Annotated in this window: 15 protein-coding genes; 7 read left to right on the forward strand and 8 right to left on the reverse strand. The window is 68.0% G+C overall.

Annotated features, from left to right (window positions below; genetic code table 11):
• Positions 1-121: 121 nt before the first annotated feature.
• From ABH935_RS08430 to ABH935_RS08450, 5 genes are all read left to right on the forward strand, one after another.
• A complete protein-coding gene (locus tag ABH935_RS08430) occupies positions 122-472 on the forward strand; it encodes a hypothetical protein (protein ID WP_370377224.1) in 351 nt (116 codons plus the stop codon).
• Between the two features lie 247 nt (positions 473-719).
• Positions 720-1,937, forward strand: a complete 1,218-nt coding sequence (locus tag ABH935_RS08435; RefSeq protein WP_370377225.1) for a ricin-type beta-trefoil lectin domain protein — start codon at positions 720-722, stop codon at positions 1,935-1,937.
• Positions 1,938-2,022: 85 nt separating this feature from the next.
• Positions 2,023-3,150 (forward strand): glycoside hydrolase family 19 protein, encoded by a 1,128-nt coding sequence (locus tag ABH935_RS08440; RefSeq protein WP_370377226.1) that lies wholly within the window; start codon positions 2,023-2,025, stop codon positions 3,148-3,150.
• Between the two features lie 283 nt (positions 3,151-3,433).
• Positions 3,434-5,371, forward strand: a complete 1,938-nt coding sequence (locus tag ABH935_RS08445; protein ID WP_370377227.1) for an arabinofuranosidase catalytic domain-containing protein — start codon at positions 3,434-3,436, stop codon at positions 5,369-5,371.
• Between the two features lie 70 nt (positions 5,372-5,441).
• A complete protein-coding gene (locus ABH935_RS08450) occupies positions 5,442-6,266 on the forward strand; it encodes a hypothetical protein (RefSeq protein ID WP_370377228.1) in 825 nt (274 codons plus the stop codon).
• On the opposite strand, the gene ABH935_RS08455 is transcribed toward ABH935_RS08450, so the two are convergent.
• From ABH935_RS08455 to ABH935_RS08490, 8 genes are all read right to left on the reverse strand, one after another.
• Positions 6,208-6,657 (reverse strand): SMI1/KNR4 family protein, encoded by a 450-nt coding sequence (locus ABH935_RS08455; RefSeq protein ID WP_370377229.1) that lies wholly within the window; start codon positions 6,655-6,657, stop codon positions 6,208-6,210. The genes ABH935_RS08450 and ABH935_RS08455 overlap by 59 nt on opposite strands.
• A gap of 2 nt (positions 6,658-6,659) precedes the next feature.
• The gene (locus ABH935_RS08460) at positions 6,660-8,216 is read right to left on the reverse strand and encodes an HNH endonuclease (RefSeq protein ID WP_370377230.1); all 1,557 of its coding nucleotides are present in this window, start codon (positions 8,214-8,216) and stop codon (positions 6,660-6,662) included.
• Entirely contained in the window at positions 8,209-11,118 is a 2,910-nt protein-coding gene (locus ABH935_RS08465; RefSeq protein ID WP_370377231.1) for an ATP-binding protein, read from the reverse strand. Before ABH935_RS08465 ends, ABH935_RS08460 begins: the two co-directional genes overlap by 8 nt.
• Before the next feature lie 150 nt (positions 11,119-11,268).
• Positions 11,269-12,192: a hypothetical protein gene (locus ABH935_RS08470; RefSeq protein ID WP_370377232.1), complete on the reverse strand. Its 924-nt coding sequence runs from the start codon at positions 12,190-12,192 to the stop codon at positions 11,269-11,271.
• Positions 12,193-12,302: 110 nt separating this feature from the next.
• Positions 12,303-13,436, reverse strand: coding sequence for a hypothetical protein (locus ABH935_RS08475; protein ID WP_370377233.1), 1,134 nt, complete (start codon positions 13,434-13,436; stop codon positions 12,303-12,305).
• A 465-nt stretch (positions 13,437-13,901) separates the two neighbouring features.
• Entirely contained in the window at positions 13,902-15,539 is a 1,638-nt protein-coding gene (locus tag ABH935_RS08480) for a phospholipase C (protein ID WP_370377234.1), read from the reverse strand.
• Positions 15,540-15,690: 151 nt separating this feature from the next.
• Positions 15,691-16,962 (reverse strand): iron uptake transporter deferrochelatase/peroxidase subunit, encoded by a 1,272-nt coding sequence (gene efeB, locus ABH935_RS08485; RefSeq protein WP_370377235.1) that lies wholly within the window; start codon positions 16,960-16,962, stop codon positions 15,691-15,693.
• 199 nt (positions 16,963-17,161) lie between these two features.
• Entirely contained in the window at positions 17,162-18,397 is a 1,236-nt protein-coding gene (locus ABH935_RS08490) for an EfeM/EfeO family lipoprotein (RefSeq protein WP_370377236.1), read from the reverse strand.
• 367 nt (positions 18,398-18,764) lie between these two features.
• Between ABH935_RS08490 and ABH935_RS08495 the strand changes: the two genes are divergently transcribed.
• Positions 18,765-20,048: a hypothetical protein gene (locus ABH935_RS08495; RefSeq protein WP_370377237.1), complete on the forward strand. Its 1,284-nt coding sequence runs from the start codon at positions 18,765-18,767 to the stop codon at positions 20,046-20,048.
• A 3-nt stretch (positions 20,049-20,051) separates the two neighbouring features.
• A complete protein-coding gene (locus tag ABH935_RS08500) occupies positions 20,052-21,524 on the forward strand; it encodes a DUF4041 domain-containing protein (RefSeq protein ID WP_370377238.1) in 1,473 nt (490 codons plus the stop codon).
• Positions 21,525-21,552 lie beyond the last annotated feature (28 nt).

Raw genomic sequence — 21,552 nt, forward strand, 5'->3', positions numbered from 1 at the left:
GGTTCTCTGTTCTCTCCGTCAGTCCCCTGGTGTCATTTCCGACGAATCGTGGAAAGCTACGGCCCGAGGCCACTTCACTGCCGGCACCGTGGCCAGGTCGTGCGAGGAGCGCAGGGGTCCCATGAAACTCATCATCACGCGCGAACAGCAGGACATGAAGGGCGCGTTCGGCGGGCACAAGGGGGTCTCCTTCAAGCTCGGGTGCCGGCTTGAGCTCACGGCGGAGGAAACTGAGCTCGTCAACCGCTACAAGCTCCAGGCGTACGCCCTGACGACCACCGTGTTCAACGGTCAGGAAGTGACGGGAACCAGCCTCGGCGCGCTCATCCAGGGCCAGTCGATGACGTTGAGCGACGTCACCACGCTCATTCACCAGGAAACCATCATCAAGGACGCCTGCGATCAGCTCCCCACGCTCTTCGAGCTGTGCCGGACGTTCGGCGGGCAGGAAGTCATCGAATACCCGCGCTAGCGGAGCGGCGGCTGGTCCCGGTAGATCGTCGAGAGTGGTCCAGACCAAAACTTTGGTCTAGACCCTTGACCCAGGGTAGCCCCGGCGGTTCAATCCAAGTCGTGAACTAAGTCGTGAAGTAAAGCTCTGTCACAGCTCGACGCACGACTGACACCTCCCACGCAGGTCCACGAACGATATCCCCATGCCGCAGAGCAGTGTCGGTCTTCGCGAATCAAGATCTGATCAATCTTCGAAGGGATCTGCCGTGATCCGGCGACTGCTGACCCGCTCCCGTGCCTCCTCCTTCGTCGTGGCGGTCTGCGTCGCGCTGGCCGTGCCGACCGCCGTCGCCACCACCTCCGCCGCCACCGCCGCCGCGACGTCCCCGACGTCCGCCGCCCCCGCCGACGTCACCAACTGCCAGCCGCAGGGCTCCATCAGCCTGGCCGGCGGCGAATACACGTTGCAGAGCAACGAATGGAACTCCTCCGCCCCGCAGTGCGTGACGGCCACGACCGGCACCGCCTGGACCGTGAGCACCGCGAACTTCAACCTCAGCGGCGGCGCCCCGGCCACCTACCCCTCGATCTACAAGGGCTGCCACTGGGGCGCCTGCACCACCAACAGCGGACTGCCGATCCAGGTCAGCAAGCTCGGCAGCGCGACCTCCTCCTGGTCGACGACGCAGCCCGCGGCCGGCGCGTACGACGTCGCCTACGACCTGTGGACCAACTCGGCGCCCAGCACCGGCGGCCAGCCGGACGACAGCGAGATCATGATCTGGCTCAACAGCCGCGGCGGCGTCTCGCCGTTCGGCTCGCAGACCGGCACCGTGTCCGCCGGCGGCCTGAACTGGAACGTCTACACCGGTCGCCAGACCTCCTGGAACATCGTCTCCTACGTCCTGCAGGGCGGCGGCACCTCGGTGACGAATCTTGACGTCAAAGCTCTGATCAACGACTCGGTTCAGCGCGGCGTCACCGGCGCGAACTCCTACCTCATCGACGCCGAGGCCGGATTCGAGATCTGGCAGGGCGGCCAGGGCCTGGGCACGAACTCGTTCTCCTTCAACGCCACCCAGGGTTCCGGCGGCGGAGGCGCGACCGGTCCGATCACCGGCATCGCCGGCAAGTGCGTCGACGTCGCCGGCGCGAACACCGCCAACGGCACGGCCGTCCAGCTCTACGGCTGCAACGGCACCGCCGCGCAGCAGTGGACCGTCGGTACAGACGGCACGATCCGCGCCCTCGGCAAGTGCCTGGACGTCACCGCGGCCGGCACCGCGAACGGCACGCTGACCCAGCTCTACGACTGCAACGGCACCGCCGCGCAGCAGTGGACCGTCGGCGCGAACAGCACCCTGCGAAACCCGAACTCCGGACGCTGCCTCGACGCCACCGGCAACAGCAGCGCCAACGGCACCCGGCTCCAGATCTGGGACTGCGCCGGCTCCGCCAACCAGCAGTGGCACCTTCCCAGCTAGCCGTACCGCCACTTCATCAAAAGCGCACCGCCATTCGTACCGCCACTCGCACCGCTCGCCCGATCCGAAAGGCAGGACCGCCCGGATGAAACACCTCAAAACACTGATACGCAACGCAAGACACAGAACCCTGGCACTCCTCGGAGCCGTCGTCCTCGTGGCCGGCATCGGCATGAGCACCGCGAGCGTCGCCCAGGCCGCGAGCGGCACCGGCCCGATCACCGGCTACCAGGGCCTGTGCCTGGACGACCGCAGCGCCAGCACCGCGCAGTTCAACCCGATCCAGGTCTACACCTGCAACGGCACCGGCGCCCAGCAGTGGACCGTCGGATCGAACGGCAGCCTGCAGGTCCTCGGCAACTGCCTCGACGTGAACGCCGCCGGCACCGCCAACGGCACCAAGGTCGACCTCTACACCTGCAACGGTACCGGCGCGCAGGTCTGGCAGCCGCAGTCGAACGGCGCGCTGCTCAACCCGAACTCCGGCAAGTGCCTGGACGACACCGGTTGGGGCGGCTCGGGCACCCAGGTCCAGATCTGGGACTGTGCCGGCTCCGCCAACCAGTCCTGGAACCTGCCTGGCGGGGGTGGCGGCGGAGGCGGCGGTGGGTTCGTCGTCAGCCAGGCCCAGTTCAACCAGATGTTCCCGAACCGGAACTCCTTCTACACGTACAGCGGACTGGTCACGGCGCTGAACTCGTACCCCGCGTTCGCCACCACCGGAAGCGCCACCACACAGCGGCAGGAGGCTGCGGCGTTCCTGGCGAACGTGGACCACGAGACCGGCGGTCTGGTCTACATCCGCGAGATCGACCAGTCCGGGAACTACTGCGCCAGCGAGTCCTACGGCTGCCCGGCCGGCACGTACCAGTACTACGGCCGCGGCCCGCTGCAGATCAGCTGGAACTTCAACTACTACGCGGCCGGAAACGCGCTGGGCATCGACCTGCTCGACAACCCCGATCAGGTGGCCACCAACGCCGCGATCTCCTGGCAGACCGCGTTGTGGTACTGGTTCACCGGGACCGGCAACGGCGGCGTGACCTCCCACAACGCGATGGTCAACGGCAACGGGTTCGGCGCCACCATCCGCGCCATCAACGACATCGAGTGCAACGGCGGCAACACCGCCGAGATGCAGGACCGCGTCAACGACTACGAGTCCTTCACCTCCATCCTCGGCGTCAGCCCCGGCGGCAACCTCACCTGCTGACATACCGGTCAGCCGACACAGCGTTCTGAATCCCCCACCTCGGTCCCTCGGCGGTCCCGCAGCCGCCGGGGGAGCCGGGGTTTTCGCGTGCGCCCCAGGAGTCGAAGTTGCGCACAGCCTGGTCGGCGAGACAGTGTTCGAGCTCTCTTTTTGCAGGAGATCCCTCAAAATTTGCGCCAAGACGTTCGCCTCAGTCTTGACTTACGTCAATACTCAGATGAAGGTGTGCGGTGTGTCACACGGATGACACACACCCCACGAGGCCGACGTCCTGGAGGTATCGGTGCTGCCCACGATCAGAACCCGACCACGAACGCGACTCCTGCTCGCGTTCCTGCTGGCGATGGCGCTCGCGATACCGATGATCGGGGCGGCCACCACGAAGGCCGCCGCCACCGCGGCCAAGGCCACCGCTGCCACCGCTGCTGCCACCACGGCGCCGTGCGACATCTACGCCTCCGGCAGCACCCCGTGCGAGGCCGCGTACAGCACCACGCGCGCGATGTTCAGCTCCTACAGCGGCCCGCTCTACCAAATCCAGCGCGCCTCGGACAACAGCACCCTGAACATCGGCCTGCAGTCTGCGGGCGGCGTCGTCAACTCCGCGCCCCAGGTCTCGTTCTGCTCCGGCACCACCTGCACCATCACCCTGCTCTACGACCAGACCGCGAACGCCAACAACCTGCCGATATCCCCCGGCAAGTCCTGCTCGGGCTGCTCCGGAGGACTCGGCGGCCCCGGCCCGAACGGTTCGGACATCGGCGCGAACGCGATGGCGCTGCCCATCACGATCGGTGGCCAGCAGGCCTTCGGCGTGCTCGTGAACAATGTCGGCACCGGATATCGCAACAACGCGGCCAAGAACGTGCCGACCGGTTCGCAGCCCGAGGGCGAGTACATGCTGACGTCGTCCAACCTGACCAGCTCCAGCTGCTGCTTCGACTTCGGCTCGGCCGAGACCAACGACAGCGACGACGGCAACGGCACGATGAACGCGATCTACTACGGCACCGCCTGCTGGACCGGCGGCTGCTCGGGCACCGGCCCGTGGGTCGGCGGCGACCTGGAGAACGGCATGTACTTCAGCGCCGCGGGTCCCAACCCCACGAACATCCCCAGCGAGACCGGCTCGTTCGTCACCGCCTGGGAGAAGAACAACGGGACGACCAACTTCACACTCAAATACGGCAACGGACAATCCGGAGGCCTGAATCAGGCCTATTCCGGAGCCTTGCCGAGCCCCGGCTACAACCCGATGAAGGTGCAGAACTCGATCGAGCTCGGCACCGGCGGGGACAACAGCGACCTGGGCAAGGGCGAGTTCTTCGAGGGCGCCGTCACGGCCGGCTTCCCCTCCGACGCGACTGAGAACGCGGTGCAGGCGAACGTCACCGCCGCCGGCTACGCGAACAACAACACCACGTTCACGACCAGTGCCTCCGTCGTCAGCCTGAAGGCGCACGCCAACGGCAAGTACGTCGACGCCGCCAACAACACCACGCCGCTGATCGCGGACGCCACCTCGATCGGCAAGGCCGAGGAGTTCGAGGTGGTGACCGGCACCGACGGCACCGTGAACCTGAAGTCGCTGGCCGCCAACAGCTGGGTGACCGCCGACAACGATGGCGCCGCACCGCTGATCGCCAACCGCGGCGGGGTCGGCAACTGGGAGGTCTTCGGCTTGATCCACAATGCCGACGGCAGTGTCAGCCTGCGTTCTTACACGAATCAGAACATTGTCACGGCCGACAACGCCGGGGCGTCCCCGCTGATCGCGAACCGGACGGCGATCGGGCCGTGGGAGGAGTTCGACCTCGTCACCGACACGGTCCCGGTCAGCCTGCGGGCCCACGCGAACAACGACTACGTGACCGCGGAGAACGCCGGTGCCGCGCCGCTGATCGCGAACCGCACGGCCATCGGGCCGTGGGAGACCTTCGACCTGCTTCCGAACGGCGACGGCAGCGTCAGCCTGCGGGCGCACGCCAACAACGACATCGTGACCGCGGACAACGCCGGCGCGTCGCCGCTGATCGCCAACCGGACCTCGGTCGGGCCGTGGGAGGAGTTCGATCTGATCGCCAACGGCATCGGGAGCGTGACGTTGCGTGCTCATGCGAACAACGACTACGTGACGGCGCCCAACGGCGGTGCCTCGTCGCTGATCGCCAGCTCGACGTCGATCGGGCAGTCGGAGCAGTTCGACATCGCCTTCGACTGACGGCTGACCATCGCGCTCAGCTCGGGCCGTCGCCCGAGCTGAGCGCGTTTGGCCCGGTATGGCGTCCCGTATGATCGTCGGCGTTGTCGCCACGCCGTCCGGCTGGCGCAGTGCGGGCTGGGGGCGTCGTATGGCACGGTTGTGGACCTCGAAGGCCACGAAACCCACGCCCCGCCAGGCGCGGTGGATGGGCTGGGGCTTCGCGGTCGCCGCGCTTCTGACCACGGCCGGCCTCGGGTGGCTCGCCGCGGCGTACTCCCACCAGCGCTCGGAGCTGGCGGCATTCAAAGCGGCACCGATCTGCGCGGCCTATGTACAACCGGCCACCAGCGTCCCTTGCCGCCCGGTCCAAAGAGCGACGGTCCTGCACTCGGCCCACCACGGCGGCGGCAAAGGTGGCGGGTACACCGAGGTCGACCTGCTCACCGGGCCCGGCGAACTGGTCAAAGCGCGGATCGTCGGTGCGTCACCACCCCCCGACGGCGAAGCGGTCACCATCGCCTGGTGGCACGGCCAGCCTGCCGTCATCCAGCCCGCGACCCGGGGCGGCGCGCCGATCTCGACTGAAGAGGGCCCCCAATGGGGCGTTCCGAATGACGCGACTGGAATCCTGGTCCTGATGGCGTTCATCCTCGGCTTCGGCGCGATCGCCTGGGGTTTCCTGACGTATTACACGATGAGCCGTCGGCGTGCGCTGCCCGTGCATGTGGTCGCGGCTTTGTCGTTCGCGGTAGTCGTGATCTTGCGGATCCGGGACGACTACGGCGCGCTGTCGACGACGGCTTACGTCGTGCCGCCGCTGTTCCTCGTCGCGGCGATCGGCTGGCTTCTCACCGTCAGACGATCTCCAGCAACGCGAGCAGCGACGGGAAGTCGTCGGCGAGGCGCGCCATGATCTCCGGGGTCGGGCCCTCGGGCGTGTCGCCGGCGAGGTCGAGCTCGTCGGCCTTGTCGAAGTCGGCCCACCACAGCGAGCCGTAGTCGTCGTCGGCGGTGCGGATGGTCAGGCGTCCGCCGCTGCCGAGGGCGATGACGAGGTGGCCCGGCGGGATCAGGTCGTGGGTCGGGAAGTCCTGGTAGCGGACCAGCTTGTCGACGGTCTCGAACTGGTCGATCACGCCGTTGTCGTCGGTGCCGGGGATCACGGTGTAGTCGCTGAGCGTGCCGCCCCCGACGGTGAGCAGCCACGCGCGGTAGGCCGGCGGTAGCGCGACGCCGAGGCGGTGCTCGACCTCGGCGACGTCCTGCTCGGACGCGGGGCCGTGCGCTCGCAGGTTGATGGTCATCCTCACGCCTTCCGGTTTCGCTTCAGGGCCTTGTTGATGGACACGCCACCCAAGTGTCGGACTTGGTCGTGCAACTCACGGTTCACCAACACGAGCGTCTTCCCGTCCTCCTTGTGATGCCACGTCTCGGTCTCGGACTTCTCAGTCAACCCGGCCAACTTGTCCGCCCGCCGAAAGTCCTCCGCCCGATTCGCCCCGAAGCCCCCAGGCAACTCCACGACATGACTGGCATGCGGCTCGAAGATGGGGAAGCCCTCATAGCTGAACTCGACGCCGCCGGGAAACAGCTCCTTCATTTCGGGCGACAAATCGTCGTAGACCTCGCCAGCGTACTTCGAATTGGCCCAGTTCCGAGGACCGAGAATCTCATGCGCCCGCGCCAACCCGGCCTCCTTGCGCGCCGCGTGCTCCTCCGGACTGAGCGAGCGGTCGGGGTGCTCGGACGCGCTGCCGAGGGTGGATTCGGGGCGCTCGGTGGTGTCGGTGTCGGTGGCACTGGCGGTGTCGGCGATGTCGTCGGCCAGGTCCGAGGTGTCGTTGTCGGGCGCCTCATCGGCTGCGAAGTCATCGGCGAGATCGAGGTCTGGATCGTAGTCGGCGTTATCGACAGGGGAGCTGTCGGCGGCATCCGGATCGCTGGCCTCGGGAGTCGGCTCGCCACGCTCAACGGGCACCGTTTGCTCAGGCGATTCCGGGGACTCGGCGGGATCGTCGTCGCCGAAGCCGGGATCGAAGTCAGAGTTGTCGGGCGCCTCATCCAGGTCATCGCTGTCGCTCTCGACGCCGGGATCTTCGCCCGCACCACCCTCGGACTGGCTGGCCTCAGCGCCGATCTTGGTCTCGGGAGCGTCTTGCGCATCCTCGGCCTCAGCTTCGGGCTCGCTGGGCTCCTGACCGGCTTCGCCATCAGCATCAGCATCGGTGTCGGGCTCGCGCGCAACCTCGGTGTCAGGCTCGGGATCAGTTTCAGCCTCGGACTCGGGCTCGGCTTCGGCGTCGAGCCCGGTCTCAGACTCAGGTTCGGGCTCAGGCCCGGGCTCAGCTTCAGTGTCTGGCTCGGCCTCGGCTTCGGGCTCGGCTTCGGCTTCAGGCTCGGCTTCGGGATCAGCTTCGGCTTCGGGCTCGGCTTCGGGCTCGGCTTCGGGATCAGCTTCGGCGTCGGATTCGGGATCAGTCTCCGGCTCCGGCTCGGGCTCCGGCTCGGGCTCCGTTTCGGGATCAGTCTCGGGTTCGCGCTCGGCTTCGGCTTCGGGCTCTGCTTCGGTGTCGGATTCGGGATCAGTCTCCGGCTCTGGTTCGGTTTCGGCTTCGGGCCCAGTCTCAGGTTCGGGCTCGGCTTCGGTTTCAGGCTCTGGTTCGGCTTCGGTCTCAGCCGCAGCCTCATCACCTTCCGCAGCCTCATCCGCCTCCTCGCCCTCCTCCCCGAACTCGTCCCCGGGATCAAAGTCCGCATTCCCTCCATCCTCATCACCCGCCTCGTCGCCGGCCTCCCCGTCCCCGCCGTCCTCCGCTTCCGCAGGTTCCGGAGCCTCGCCGCCGCCCTCGTCCCACTCACTCATCGCTGAAGTCCGGCTCGGCCTCCGCCGTCCCCGCCGCCACCGCTGCGGCGCGGTGCGTGCGCGTCCACTCCGGCCAGCGTTGGCGGACCTGCTGGGCCCAGGCGGCGGTGTGCTTCCACTTCAGGTGGCGGCCGAGGTGGATCACGACGCAGGCCTCGTAGTCGGCCAGTTGTTCGCTGCCGTCTTCCAGCAGGTCTGGGAGGCTTGCGGGTGCGGTGCCTGCCGCTGTGGTGCTCAGCCACTCGAATGTGTCCGACCACCAGGCCGCGCGCTGGGGCTTCGGCAGCTCGCGGAAGGCTGTCACGCGCCGGTCGAACTCGGCTGCGGTCGCCTTCGTCGCGGCGGGCTCCGCGTTGCCGCGGTAGAAGCATCGGTGCCGACAGCCTGTGCACTCCGGGAACGTCGCGAGGGCGGCGTCCGCCTCCGGCACGTCCTTCACGAACCGTTCGAAGCGCTCCCGTAGTACCGCCGCGCCCGCCAGTGGTGCGCGGCCGAGGCCGGAGGCCAGCGCGGCCTGCCCCCGCACGTCCGGCACCTGTACCAGCATCGGCCGGTCCATTCGGTCGTGATACACGTACCCTGCGAACGGTGCCAGCGCGGCGGCCTGCCGCTCCTGATCCGCGTTGAAGCGCATGGTGCCGCCGATGGTCGCGCGGTCGTCGTCGGCGGGGAGCCGGTGCATGACCTTCAAGTTCGAGTTCTTGTACGCGTCCTCGATCAGCTTCCCCGGCACCTGCTCGACGATCACCACGCCCTCGCCGTACTTCCGGTTCTCCGCCAGCGTGTTCGCGAACCGCGTCGCCGCGGCCGCCTGCGCGTCGCCCTCCTTGCCGCCGGCCGCCGCCGAAGGCCGCCCGAGCAGCCGGTGCGCCTCCTCGATCACCATCACGTGCCGCGTCCCCGACGCCGGCTCGCGATTCGCCTTGTAGTACTCCGTCAGCGCCGAGAGCAGCAACGCCGTCACCAGCGTCTGCTCGCGCTCGTTGTCGCCGAGCGCGGCCAGCTCCACCACCACCGGCCGGTCCAGCAGCGCCGCGACCGGGAACGACGTCGCGCAGTCCAACGTCCCCGCGCACGCCCCGTAAGCCAAGCTCTGGGCCCGCAACTGCGCCGCCGCCTCGATGTTGGCGCGCACGTCGCCGCGATACCCGAGCTTCGCGACCTCCTCGGCCAGGCAGTCGCTGAACTCCGCCAACCGCGGCCAGCGCCCCGCATACCGCTCCGAAGAACGCTCGGACGGCACGATCCCCCGGTTCCGGTACACCGCCAACAGAGCCCTGTCATAGATCGCCGGCAACGGGTCCCACAACCCGAAAGCCGCGTCGAAGCACGACTTCAGCCCACCCATGTGCGCCTGCACCGTCACCCCCGGCGGCGCCTCGAACGGATTCAGCCGCAACGGCGCGATCCGCTCGTCCCCGACCGTGAGCACCACCAGGTCCTCGAACCCGGGCCGGGTCGCCAGCCACCGGTAATCATCGAGGTCTGCGTTGACCGGCTCCACGACCAGGAACGGCACCCGATGGTCACGCCACAACTGCTCGCAGAACGCCAGCGTCGAGTTCGTCTTGCCCGACCCCGGCGCGCCGACGAACAACGCGTGCCGCGTCAGATCGTCCACCGAGATGCCCAACCGCCCCGCGGGCCGACCCTCCGCGAACTGCTCGCCGAGCGACACCTGACCATCATCGAACCCGTACTCGATCAGCCCCGCCGCAGCCGGTCGGCGCACCGGGAAACCGGGCAGCGCTCCCGAAACCGCGGCAGGCAGGCGCACAGCCGCCGATGCCTCACCGGGATCGACCAGCTCACACAAGCTCCGCAGCAACGGCTGCAACACACCGGGCTGGTCGTTGTAATAGTCCCGGTCCCACCGCAGCTGCTCGATAGCGGCCACGTTGTGCCACGCGGACGCCAACTCCTGCTCGTCCTGGGGACGCACGATCCGATACGCAGGCCCCGAAAAGCTCTGCACCAGAACCCCGCCGAAAGCCCCGCTCGCACTCGCCGACGTCGTGGACGGCGACACCGCGCGACCGATCAGCTCGCACAAACCGTCCGCGATCGGCTCCGGGCCGGCCACCGTGATGCGCATCTTGAAGACCCGCCCGGCATACCGCCGAGCCGCGTCGACGAAAACCCGATGCGCGTCCACGGCGAAGGCGTCCGCCGTTAGCTGGATGCGCGACGTGAAGATGCCCTCCGGGATCTCCCCGGGCGAACCGAGCCGGTGATAGGACGTCGCCAACTGATTCAGAGCATTGACGACGTCCGGACCGGTCTGCGCCGGGATCAGCCCGACCGACAGCATGACCGGCGTGGCCTGCGCCGCCAACGCCCGCAGCACCGGCTCCCACGAAGCCGGCGTCACCGTGAACGGCTGCACCATGCGGTAGTACGGCACCCCGGCATCAGGACGCTGCGGTACCCCTGACCAGATCCGCTTCCGGATCTCGGCGATGCCCCGCATCGGCGGCCGGAACGGCACCAGTGCCGCGCCGACCTCCGCCGCCGACTCCAGCTCCGCGGCGTGGACGTGCCGCGGCATCGTCAAAGCCAGCTGACGGCGCAACGCGGTCGCGGCCTGGATCGCGCCGTCGAAACTGTTCGCCGCGACCCGGCCGAGCACGGTGCAGCCGATCCGTCCGGTCGCCGGATCGCTGACGTACCGTGTGTCATAGCGCTCAAGATGCGCGTGCTCCCACAGCCCGCCGGTCCACGCGCGATCGGCGGCCGCGGTCTTGTCCAGCCGCGCGCTCTCGGACAGGCCGCTGTACTCCTCGGCCTCGGTGAGGTCCGCGGCGGCCTCGATCCGCACGCCGGTCCAGGCGTACGTCCAGGCGCCGGCGGTCTGTATCAGGAAGCTGGGATGGTGCGGGGACTGAGAGTCCTGTGATGTCACGACGGCTCCTGGGGTTCCTCGGGTCCTGGGTGCGACGCGAATCAGGGGTCTTGCACGACGTCCCCGCGCCGGCGCGAGCCGGGAGCGGGGACGTCGCGTTTCGCAAGCAGCACGAGCACTGCTGACGGACAGGCCGGTGGGGCCGGCCGCTCAGCTCCCGGAGCCCTGCGGCGGCACCTGGTCGCCCGCCGGCGACCCCGGCGACCCCGACGAGCCCGCAGGGGTCAACGGCAACGGCAGCGGCAGCGGCGCGGGGACCGGCAGCGGCGCCGGCGCCGGGGCCGGAGCGACCCCGCCGGCGGCCGGCGTCACGTCCACGTTCTCCACCGACAGCATCCCGCCGAAGACCTGCTCGAACGTCAGCGACGTGCCCTCGATCGCGGCCTCGATCCCCTCGCGGGTGGCGACGTCCAGCGCCTCGCGCATCGCGCGCGCCATCTCGGTCCGCAGCATCTGCCGCATCAGGTCGGCCCGGTTGGCCGCGTTGGCGAACAGGTCCTTCCAGTACGTGAAGATCAGCACGCGGCCCGGACGGCGCCGCCACATGGTCCAGCCGATGTACAGGCTGGTGCCGTACCCGAACACGCTGACGTACGCGTAGTAGCTGCCGTCCCGGATCTCCAGCCGGTTGGCCACACTGCCGCGCAGGATGATGTCGCTGCGCACCAGCTTCGGCTGCGCCTGCACCGGAACCTGGCGGTTCCGCAGGGACCAGGCGATGGCCGCGAACGCCCCGTTGGCGGCCTGGCATTGGTCCGGGATGAGCGACTTGGACTCCGAGATCGGGTCGTTGGTGGTGATGATGAGCAGCAGCACGATGTAGATCACGGGCCCGGCGATGAGGCAGAGCACGAAGATCGGCCACAGGCCCATCGCGACCAGGATCCCGCCGAGGATCAGCACGGGGACCCAGATCAGGATCGCGCCGACCGCCGCCCGCTGCCACAGCCGGAACAGCATGCCTGGGGTCACGCGCTCGTCGAACACGGACTCGATCGGCTCGTAGCCGCCGACGGAGAACTTGATATATCGGCCCCCGGTTGCGGCACCGGGGGAATGCGTGGTGGTCGTCATGGCGTCTCGTCTCTCCACTCGAAGGGTGATTTCCGGTGCGTGGAACCAGCCCGCGAAGGGGCCTGGGGGTTGCTGACGGACAGGAGGTGCCGAAGGGCGAACGGGGTGAATCAGTTCGCTGACGGAGATGATTCGGAGGATCCGCCCGGCGTGGAGGACCCGCTTGGCGTGGCGGGGCTGCTCGTGCCGCCGCCGGCCTTGGTCAGCGTCAACTTGGGCGTCCCGTCGAGCTCGACCACGGCCGTCCCGTCCTGCGACGAGATGTTCAGCGCCGCCAGGTCCGTGACGATCGGGATCGTGCAGCCGGAATTGGTCAGCGGCGCGGCCTGGCCGGCGTAGTGGCCGTTGAAGCCGGTCAGCGTGAACTTGTATTTGGTCGTGCAGCCGGAGACATCCGACTGGGAACCCGTGTACTGGCCGGATCCGGTGGACGTGAAAGTGAACGTGTTGCCCTGGCCGTCCGACCACTTGCCGAGCAGCGGGTCCTGCGCGCCGGAGAGCAGCTGCTGCTTTCGCAGATCGACCGGCTGGCTGCCACAGCCGCTCATCGGGCCGGTCAGGTCGTTCCCGTCCGCGCTCAGTGTGCCCTCGAACGAGCCCAGCTGGATCCCGCCGCCGACCAGCGTCAGGTCTCCACGGACGGCCAGGTGCCCGCTGTCGGCCAGGCCGATCGTGGCCGAACCGGTGCTGGCCAGGTCGGCGGCGCCGGTCAGCGAGTAGGCGTCCCAGAACCCTGCGACGTGGTCGCCGCCGGCCGCCGCGTCCTCCAGCATGATGCCGACCTCGTGCGACCCGCACGTGACCTGGCCCTCCCAGACGCCCAGGACAGAGGAGTCCCCGGTGAACGGCGCGGCCGAGTCGGTCGGGGCGCTGATGAAGTCGGGGAACTGGTAGGACGACGAGGTCGGCGGAGTCGGCGGCGACGTCTCCGACGGCGTGTCCGTCGTGTCGGTCGTATCGGTCGTGTCCGTCGGCGCGGTCGCCCCGCCGCCGAACACGGAGCCGTCGCCGTTGCCGTCGTTCGCCGCGTAGGTCGGCAGGCCCGAACCGACGGACCCGGCCGACGTCGAGCTCCCGGAGGAGCCCGTGACGGCGGCGAACGCGCCTCCGCCGCCGACGATCAATACCAGCAGCCCGACGCCGAGACCGAGCAGCAGCTTGCGGCTCGGCCCGCCCTGGCCCCACGGGGGGACCGGCGTCGGAGGTTCGGTGCCGAAAAACCAAGCCTGCGGCTTGGTTTTCACCGATGCCCCACATGCGGAGCAGGACTCTGTATCGGTGTTTATCGAAGCCCAGCAGTTAGGGCAGTACGCGAAAGCCACGTAGTTCGTTCCTCCCCCTGCCGTACCCGTGCCATATGTACGGCGAATTGCGCCAGCCCGCGCAAAAGCGTGCTTCATGGTACGACCGCACCTGGGGAAAAGAGAAGGAATTGCGGAAGGGAATTGAAAGGCATACCCGAGACTCGGCGAACGCCCGGATATAGGGTCGTGACCTGCGTAAGGACGTGGATCAGGGTACGGATATCAAGGGTCCTACCAGGCATTGAGACAGACCGTGATATGGGCCGCTCAAGAATGCATTCTGAGCGGCCCACGGTACGGAAAACACTTTATCCAGGACGGAAACGAGATACAGCCTCCCAGCGGATCGCCGCCGGGAGGCCGTACCGTCGCAGTGCTATGACTTACTGATCAAACCGCGGATCCCTACCACCGCGAGGCGATGGCACCCGTGGTCGGGTTCAGGATGACGCGGTTGGACACGTCGCGGTCCCAGAAGTTGAACATGGTGTCGATCGAGCCGGCCTTGGCGTCGAACGAGCCGTCACCGACCCGGCCCAGGTTCCAGTTGTTCTCCACGAACTGCAGGATGGAGGCCTGGGAGACCTGGTTGTGGCTGATGTAGTTCTGCTTGCTGAACGGCGAGATGACCAGCAGCGGCTGGCGCGGGCCGACGCCGCAGCGGTCTGCCTGGCCCTGGACCGGGGCGGCCGCGGTGCAGGCCGGGGAGTTGTCCAGTGCGGTGTTCGAGCCGCTGACGATCTTGCCGGACTGGTGGTCGTACCAGCCGTCGGAGTCGTCGTACGCGATGACGATCGCGGTGTCACGCCATTCCGGGGACTTCTGGATGGCGTTGATCTCGGTCGCCAGGAAGTGCTGCTCGTCCAGCGGGTCGGAGTAGCCGGCGTGGCCGTCCTGGTACTCCGCCGCCTTCAGGAAGCTGACGGCCGGCAGGTGGCCGGTGTTCAGCGCGGTCGAGAAGGCGGTCAGGTCGTACTCGTGGTTCGCCTGGTCGGTCTTGCCGATCATCGACGGCTTCGACGGCGGCAGGTGGTGCGGGTTCGACGTCGACTTGTAGTACTCGAACGGGTTGTGGTGCGGCGAGTAGTCGGCCGAGGAGTTGCCGCCGATGTTCTTGCTCGTGGCGCCGCACTGCGCGTAGCCGTTCGCCGAGCTGCTCGCGGCGGTGGTCGGCGCGAAGCCGCCCTGGAACCAGCCCCAGGTGACGTTCTTCTTGTTGAGCAGGTCGCCGACGTTCTGGCCGGAAAGTGCCGCCAGCGGCGAGGCCGAGGCGTGGCCGTTGTCCGAGCAGTCGTCGTACGCCGGGTCCGCGTCGGTGTACAGCGTGCCGACGCCGGAGGCGTTCGGGGAGCCGATGAACGAGGCCGTGACCGGCTGGCCGCTGGTGGAGTTCACCGCGGTGGCGCCGTAGGTCTGGCCGGCGATCAGGTTCAGCGCGCCGGGGGTCGACGGGCCGAACACGTCGCTGTAGGAGTTGTCGCTCATCGCGTAGTTCTGAGCGTAGTTCCACAGGCCGGTGACGGTGTTGCCGTCGTAGTAGTCCATGACCAGGCCCGGGGCGCCGTACAGGATCGGCTGGCCGGTGCAGGTGGAGACGTTGGTGCTCTGGACGTACTGGTCGTTCTTGCCGTTGTCCGACGCCTTCTGCTCGGCCGTGTAGCCGTGGTTCTGGTCGCAGGTGAGCGCCTGGCTCGGGGTCAGCCGCTGCGGGTTGTACTGGTTCGGGTTCGCTGTCAGCAGCGAGGAGGTCAGGCCGTTCGACTTCGGCGTGTCCCGCTTGGCGGTGAACGTCGTGCCCTGGCCGTCGTTCGCCGCCTGCGGGTAGGTGCCGAAGTAGTGGTCGTAGGAGACGTTCTCGTCGAACAGGACGACCACGTGCTTGATCGGGGTGCTGGTGCGGCTGTCACCGCTGCCGTCGTGGCCGTGGTGCCAGCCGTAGCCGGACGCGAAGGCGGTCGGGGTGGCGACAAGACCGATCACCGCGGCTGCGGCGGTGGGCAGGACCCACTTCCGGCTGATCAGTCGTTTCTTACTTTGCGACATCGGGTCTTCTCCCTGAGAGACGGTCTTGCCAGTTTTCGCGGGGCCAGTCTCGACAACGGCAATGAACGCGCCGGGAATCTCGTGAGAACTCTGGACACGAAGCGCGGACACTTCAGGCCGATGACCCGGATCAATGCCTCAGATCGATACCTCAGATCAACAATGCCGACCCGAAGAAGTCAGAACCGGACGAAACGCCGGGGAGTACCAGGAAGTACCCGCCCCCGAACGGTGAGATGTAGTCGTCCAGCGGTTCGCCGCTCAGGCGGTTCTGCACCGTCTCGAACTGACGCTTCACGTCCTGCTGGTAACACGTGAAGATCAGACCCATGTCGAGGTTCCCGTTCGGGTCGACGCCGCGGTCGTAGTTGTACCCGCGCCGCAGGATCCGCGAGTCGTCGGTGGCCGCCGTGCGCGGATTGGCCAGCCGGATGTGGCTGGTCAGCGGGATCGTCTCGCCGACCGCGTCGTTGGAGTAGTCGGGCGTGTCGGCCTCGGTGTGCCCGGACAGCGGGGCGCCGCTGCCGCGCCGCCGCCCGAACATGTTCTCCTGCTCCCCGAGCGAGACCCGGTCCCAGAACTCGGTCAGCATCCGGATCAGCCGCACGCTCAGGTAGCTCCCGCCGACGGCCCACGCCGGGTTCTTCGCCGGGTCCACCCACACCAGCCGGTTCATCTGCGCGGGATCGGCGACGTCGGGGTTGGCGATGCCGTCCTTGAACCCGAAGTGGTTGCGCGGCGTGCCGGAAGGGCGCGGAGGGCTGACGAAGCCGTCGACGCGCCACCGGATCTGCGCGGCCCCGCGGACGCCGCGCATGATGTCGCGCAGCGCGTGCAGCACGGTGTCGCTGTGGTCGGCGGACAGCTGCAGGCTCAGGTCGCCGTGGCACTGCGCCTGGTCGAGGTCGTCGTTGGCGAAGACCGGCATCGGGAACAGCCCGGCGGGCTTGCGCGCGGCCAGGCCGAAGCGGTCGTCGAACAGCGTGGAGCCGACGCCGAGGGTCACGGTGAGGTTGTCGGCGGCGACCTCCGGCCCGAGCGTGCCGGAGTCGGTCGGCGGCCCGCTGACCCCGGCCTGGTCCGGCAGGCCCCCGGCGGTGAGGAACGCGGCGCGGGCGGTGAGGGTGCGGAACAGGTCGGTCAGGCCGGGCTTGTCGGTCGCGGTGACGTCGAGCGCGAGCATGATCGTGGCCGGGGCGGCGCCGCGCAGGACGGCGGCTTGGTGCGGGCCGTGGAAGGCGGGGGCGGGGGCCGGCGCTGCGGCGTTGCCCGCGGCTGCCGCTGCGGCTTCGGCCGGGGCTGTGGCGGCCGAGGCGGTGTCGTGGGTCAGGGCGAGGCCGGTGCCGGCGGTGGTCGCGGCGGCTGCCACGCCGCCGATGCCGGCGGCCCGGAGCAGGGATCGGCGGCCGATCGGGGCGGTCATCGGGTGCTCCTGGGGGGTGGGGCTGGGGTGCGGCGGGTGGTTCGGGGGCGCGCGATCGATGCGGGTTGCGCGGCTTGCGCGGGCGGTGGCACGGGCGGCGGCATGGGAATGGTCGGTGTGGGCGGCGCGGTTGCTGTGTCCGGCGCAAGCGGCCGAGCAGATTTTGCCGCCATTGCCATCGCCGCCATCGTCGTCCCCATCACGACTTGGCCAACCGCGGCTCGCAGATCGTCGCGACCGGCGCCAGCAACTCCACCGCGCCCCCGGCCGCCGAGTTCAGCGCCTCTCGCTGGGAGTTCGTGAGCTGCGTTAGCGGCGTCCACGACCCGTCGGCGTGCCGCTGCGCCTCGACCAGGCCGCGCAGCCGGGTCAGCGCGGCGTCGATGCGCGGCAGGTCGGGGTCGCGGGGGGTCAGGATCGGCCGCAGGATGCCCAGCAGGGCCTGCGTGCCGTCGATATTGGCGTCGATCGTCGCCAGGGTCGTGCCGCTGCCCTGGTCGCTCTGGCCGGACAGCTCGAAGCGGACCGCGTCCTCCAGGATCTCGTGCGTGCGCAGGCCCAGCTGCAGTGGGTCTATCTGGGCGCCGGGGAACTCCGTCGCCAGCTTGTCCACCGACGCCACCAGGTCCCCGGCCGGCCCGGTCAGCTGCGCGGCCGTCTGGCCGTGCCAGAGCCCGTATTCGAGGCGGTGGAAGCCCCCGAACCCGGAGTCGCCGACGCCGCCGGGAAGATCGTTCGGCAGCCCGTCGATCGCGCCGCCGACGTCGCCGAAGGCGTCGTACGCGCCGCCGAGCCGCTCGTACTGCTGATGCGCGGGCACCCAGTCGGCACGCGCGGCGTCGAGGTTCCCGGCGGCGACGTCCGCCTGAAGCTTCTGGACCAGCGGCTTCAGCCGGCCCAAGCCGTTCTCGACGTAGGACTGGTACTGCTTCACCGGCCCGGTCAGATCCGCGCGCGACACCGGCAGCACCCCGGGCGTCACGGCCCCGGCCATCGCCGCGGAGGCCCCGCCGGTGACGCGCACAGCGGGCCCGGTCACCGGATCGGCGTCAGCGGGCCAGCACTTCAACGCATACGTCCCGTCACCGAGCACGACCGGCATCTGATCGCTGGTCCCGGCAGCGAGCCCGACGAGCTCCCCGTAAATCGCCCCACTGCCCGGATCGATCAGGTAGACCTCAGTCGTCTCGATCCCGGTGTTGGCGATGAGCAGGTTCTGCTTCCCCGGCTTCGCCGACGTCCACCCACCCCCGCAGTCATAGGCGTCAACCGTCAACGCACCGGAAGGCAGCCCAGCGGCATACTCCGGCTTGGCGGGGGAGTGGTGCATCGCATTACCGGCGACCGCGCCGAAGACCGCCACGGCGGCGGTGAACGCGAGCACAACCTTCGGCGACGCCAGCCTCGGCGGGATCTTGGACAAGGGGAGCCCCATCATGGCGAGCGTCCGGAACGGGTTCGCGTCGAGCTTAGGGCATCCTTATTTGGCGGAAAGGGGTTGAGCGCGGAATTCATCGCCCCTTCGCCGGGTGTTCGCCTGGGGCGGGTTCGGGGTGAGGTCACGGCAGACCGGGGAGGAACCGGGTCGTGTCAGGCCCCTGTCACAGTGCGCGGTACTGGGTAGCGGGTTTGTTGCGCGTGTCATTCAGTGATGAATATTAAGTAATGGCCATGACAGGCAAATGCAATGCGGTGTCGTCGTCACGCCAACCCTTAAACAGCATGTCCAACATGGTGATACCGCTCACCACGTTGGACTAGGCTGCACGAAGTCGGGCTGAGTGCAAATGCTTGGGGGCGTTATGGCAAAGCGGCGAGGGTTCCTCGCGGAGTTGCAGTATCAGGCGAAGCAGGCTGAAAAGCGGCGTCAGCAACAAGCGATAGCGGCTCAACGGGCAACCGCTGCCGCGCAGCGCGAGCATGAGCGGGCCCGGCGTGCCTATGAAAGCGCGCAAGCTGCGGCGATGCGGGCCTCGGCGGCCAACCGGAAGGCGGCCGAGAAGGAAGCGGCGCGTCTCAGTGTCGAAGCGCGCCTTGCCGAGGCGGAAGAGATGAACGCGAACCTCGCGGCCCAGTACGCGGAGATCGACAGACTCCTGACCTCGACGCTCGACGAGGACAGTCATGTCGACCTGGCCGCTTTGAAGATCACCTCCATCGATCATCCGCCCTTCGAGCCCGGTGAGCTGGCAGTCGAGATTGCGGCGGTCCCCGCGCCCCAGCTCTACTACGCCCCGGTGTGGCGTGAACCGGAGCGACCGTTCACCGTGGGCGCCGCGATCGGCGGCAGAAAACGCCACGAGAAGAACGTCGCCGAAGCGAGAGCCGCGTTCGAAGCGACATATGCTGAATGGGCGCGCGTCGATCAGGAGACGCGTGCCACCTATAGCCGGAACCTCGTGTACCGGGACCAAAAGGAGAGGGCTCGCCAACGTAAGCTGGCTGAAGCCCAGGCTACGTATCGGAGTGAGTGCGAGGCCCGGATCGCTCAGGCCGAGAGTCGCAACGCCGAGCTCGATAAATTGATCAACGGTCTGGCGTTCGACGTCGAATCAGCCATCGACGAATACGTCGGAATAGTTCTCGCCAACTCGGCCTACCCCGAAGTCTTCCCGGTTGATCACGACCACACGTTCACGCTTCAGGGGCGCGAGCTGACCGTGACGGTGTCCGTACCGGAGCCGACGAAATTCCCGGCGGTCAAAGAGTACAAGTACACCAAAGCTACCAGCGAGATGACTACGACGGCGTTGCCGGTCCGCGAGCGGAAGGGCTGGTACGCGGATGTCCTGTGGCGGGTCGCGCTTCGCACTCTGCATGAGGTCTTCAACGCCGATCGCGCCGGCAAAATCCATTCGGTCGCACTGACCGTCGCCGTCGAGACGATCAATGCCGCGACAGGACTTCCGACCTCGATTCCGCTCGTGATCGTGGCCGCGGGTCGGGAGGAGTTCATGAAGTTCGATCTGTCCTACGTCGTCCCGAAGGCGACACTCGAACACCTTGGCGCTGCACTGTCGAGGTCACCCTTCGACCTGATACCTGCGGACACTTCGCGCGGTGTCCGCGCTGCACGGAGCGTGTGACCGATGCGCTTCAACCCACCACCGGGCTGGCCGACTCCGCCGGAGGGGTGGACGCCGCCGGCCGGGTGGGTGCCGGACGCTTCGTGGCCCGCGCTGCCGGAGGGCTGGGAGCTCTTCATCAACGACGCCGACGATGCCGAGCTCGCGACTGCTTCAGACGTGCAGTCGGCCGAGAGTGCGATCGCACCCGAAGCGCGGCCGAGCATTCCAGCAGCACCTGCAGCGGCACCCGCGTCGACAACTGCGACCGGGACAGACGTGTTGCTGGCCCGCATCGCGTCGCTTGAGGCCGCCCTCGCCGCAGCCCAAGGCGGCGACGCGGCTTCCGAGGTGATCGAGCTGTCCGACCAGCGGATCCTTCAGGACGTCGGCATCTACCGCTACCACCATCCACTTGAGGACGCGGCAGCGTACAAGCAGCGTCTTCACGACCTGGAAAGCGAGATCGACACGCTCGTCAAGTCCGGACAGGCAATCCTCGCGTCCGACCTGTTCACCTTCAGCGGTTCTCTGGCGAAGGGCCGCAAGCTGGTCGCCGACCTGTCGAAGCTCATGCTTCGCGCTTACAACGCCGAGGCGGACAACTGCGTCCGCTCGCTTCGTTCCGGCAATGTGCACACCGCGAAGAAGCGCCTCGAATCCGCGATGATCGCGATCGAGAAGCTCGGAACCATCATGGAGATGCGGATCAACCCGACCTACCACGCGCTGCGCGTCGCCGAGCTGGAGTTGACCGCCGATTTCCAAGTGAAGGTCCAGGAAGAGCGGCAGAAGGCGCGCGAGGAACGTGAACTCCTTCGTGAGCAACGTCGGGTAGAGGCCGAACTCGCTGCTGAGAAGGAACGGCTGGAGAAGGAACGCAGCCACTACGTAACAGTGCTGGAGTCGCTTCGGGCCAAGGGCGACGACACAGCGGCAACTGAATTCGCCGGCCGTCTGGCCGACATTGAGCAGGCCATCGCAGCGAACGACTATCGCATCGCGAACATCCGTGCAGGGTACGTGTACGTCATATCCAACATCGGCGCCTTCGGGCCGGGCGTTGTGAAGATCGGCATGACCAGGCGGCTAGAGCCGATGGATCGCGTTCGGGAGCTCGGCGACGCCTCGGTGCCCTTCCGGTACGACGTCCACGCTCTGTTCTTCTCCGACGACGCCATCGCGCTTGAGAACGAACTCCACAAGGCGTTCGCCCATCGCCGCGTGAACTTCGTCAACGAGCGTCGCGAGTTCTTCTTCGCCACTCCCATCGAGGTCCGCGCCATCTTGGAGCAGAAGGTCGGCGGACTCCTCGAATACACGGAGGCTCCAGTCGCCGAGGAGTACTTCCAGTCCAAGGGGCGCTGGCCGGGTGCCGACAGCGTCAGGCAGCATGCTCGTGACCCAAAAGCCGCGCTCGCGACGAGTGATCAGAGAACGCCCGGCGCGTTCGAGAGGCTAGCCGCCGGCGGTGTCGAACTGTCCGGGACGAACTGACTGCTCACAGCCGCGCATCGGCTGATCC

Source organism: Catenulispora sp. GAS73, from assembly GCF_041262085.1.
GTDB lineage: Bacteria > Actinomycetota > Actinomycetes > Streptomycetales > Catenulisporaceae > Catenulispora.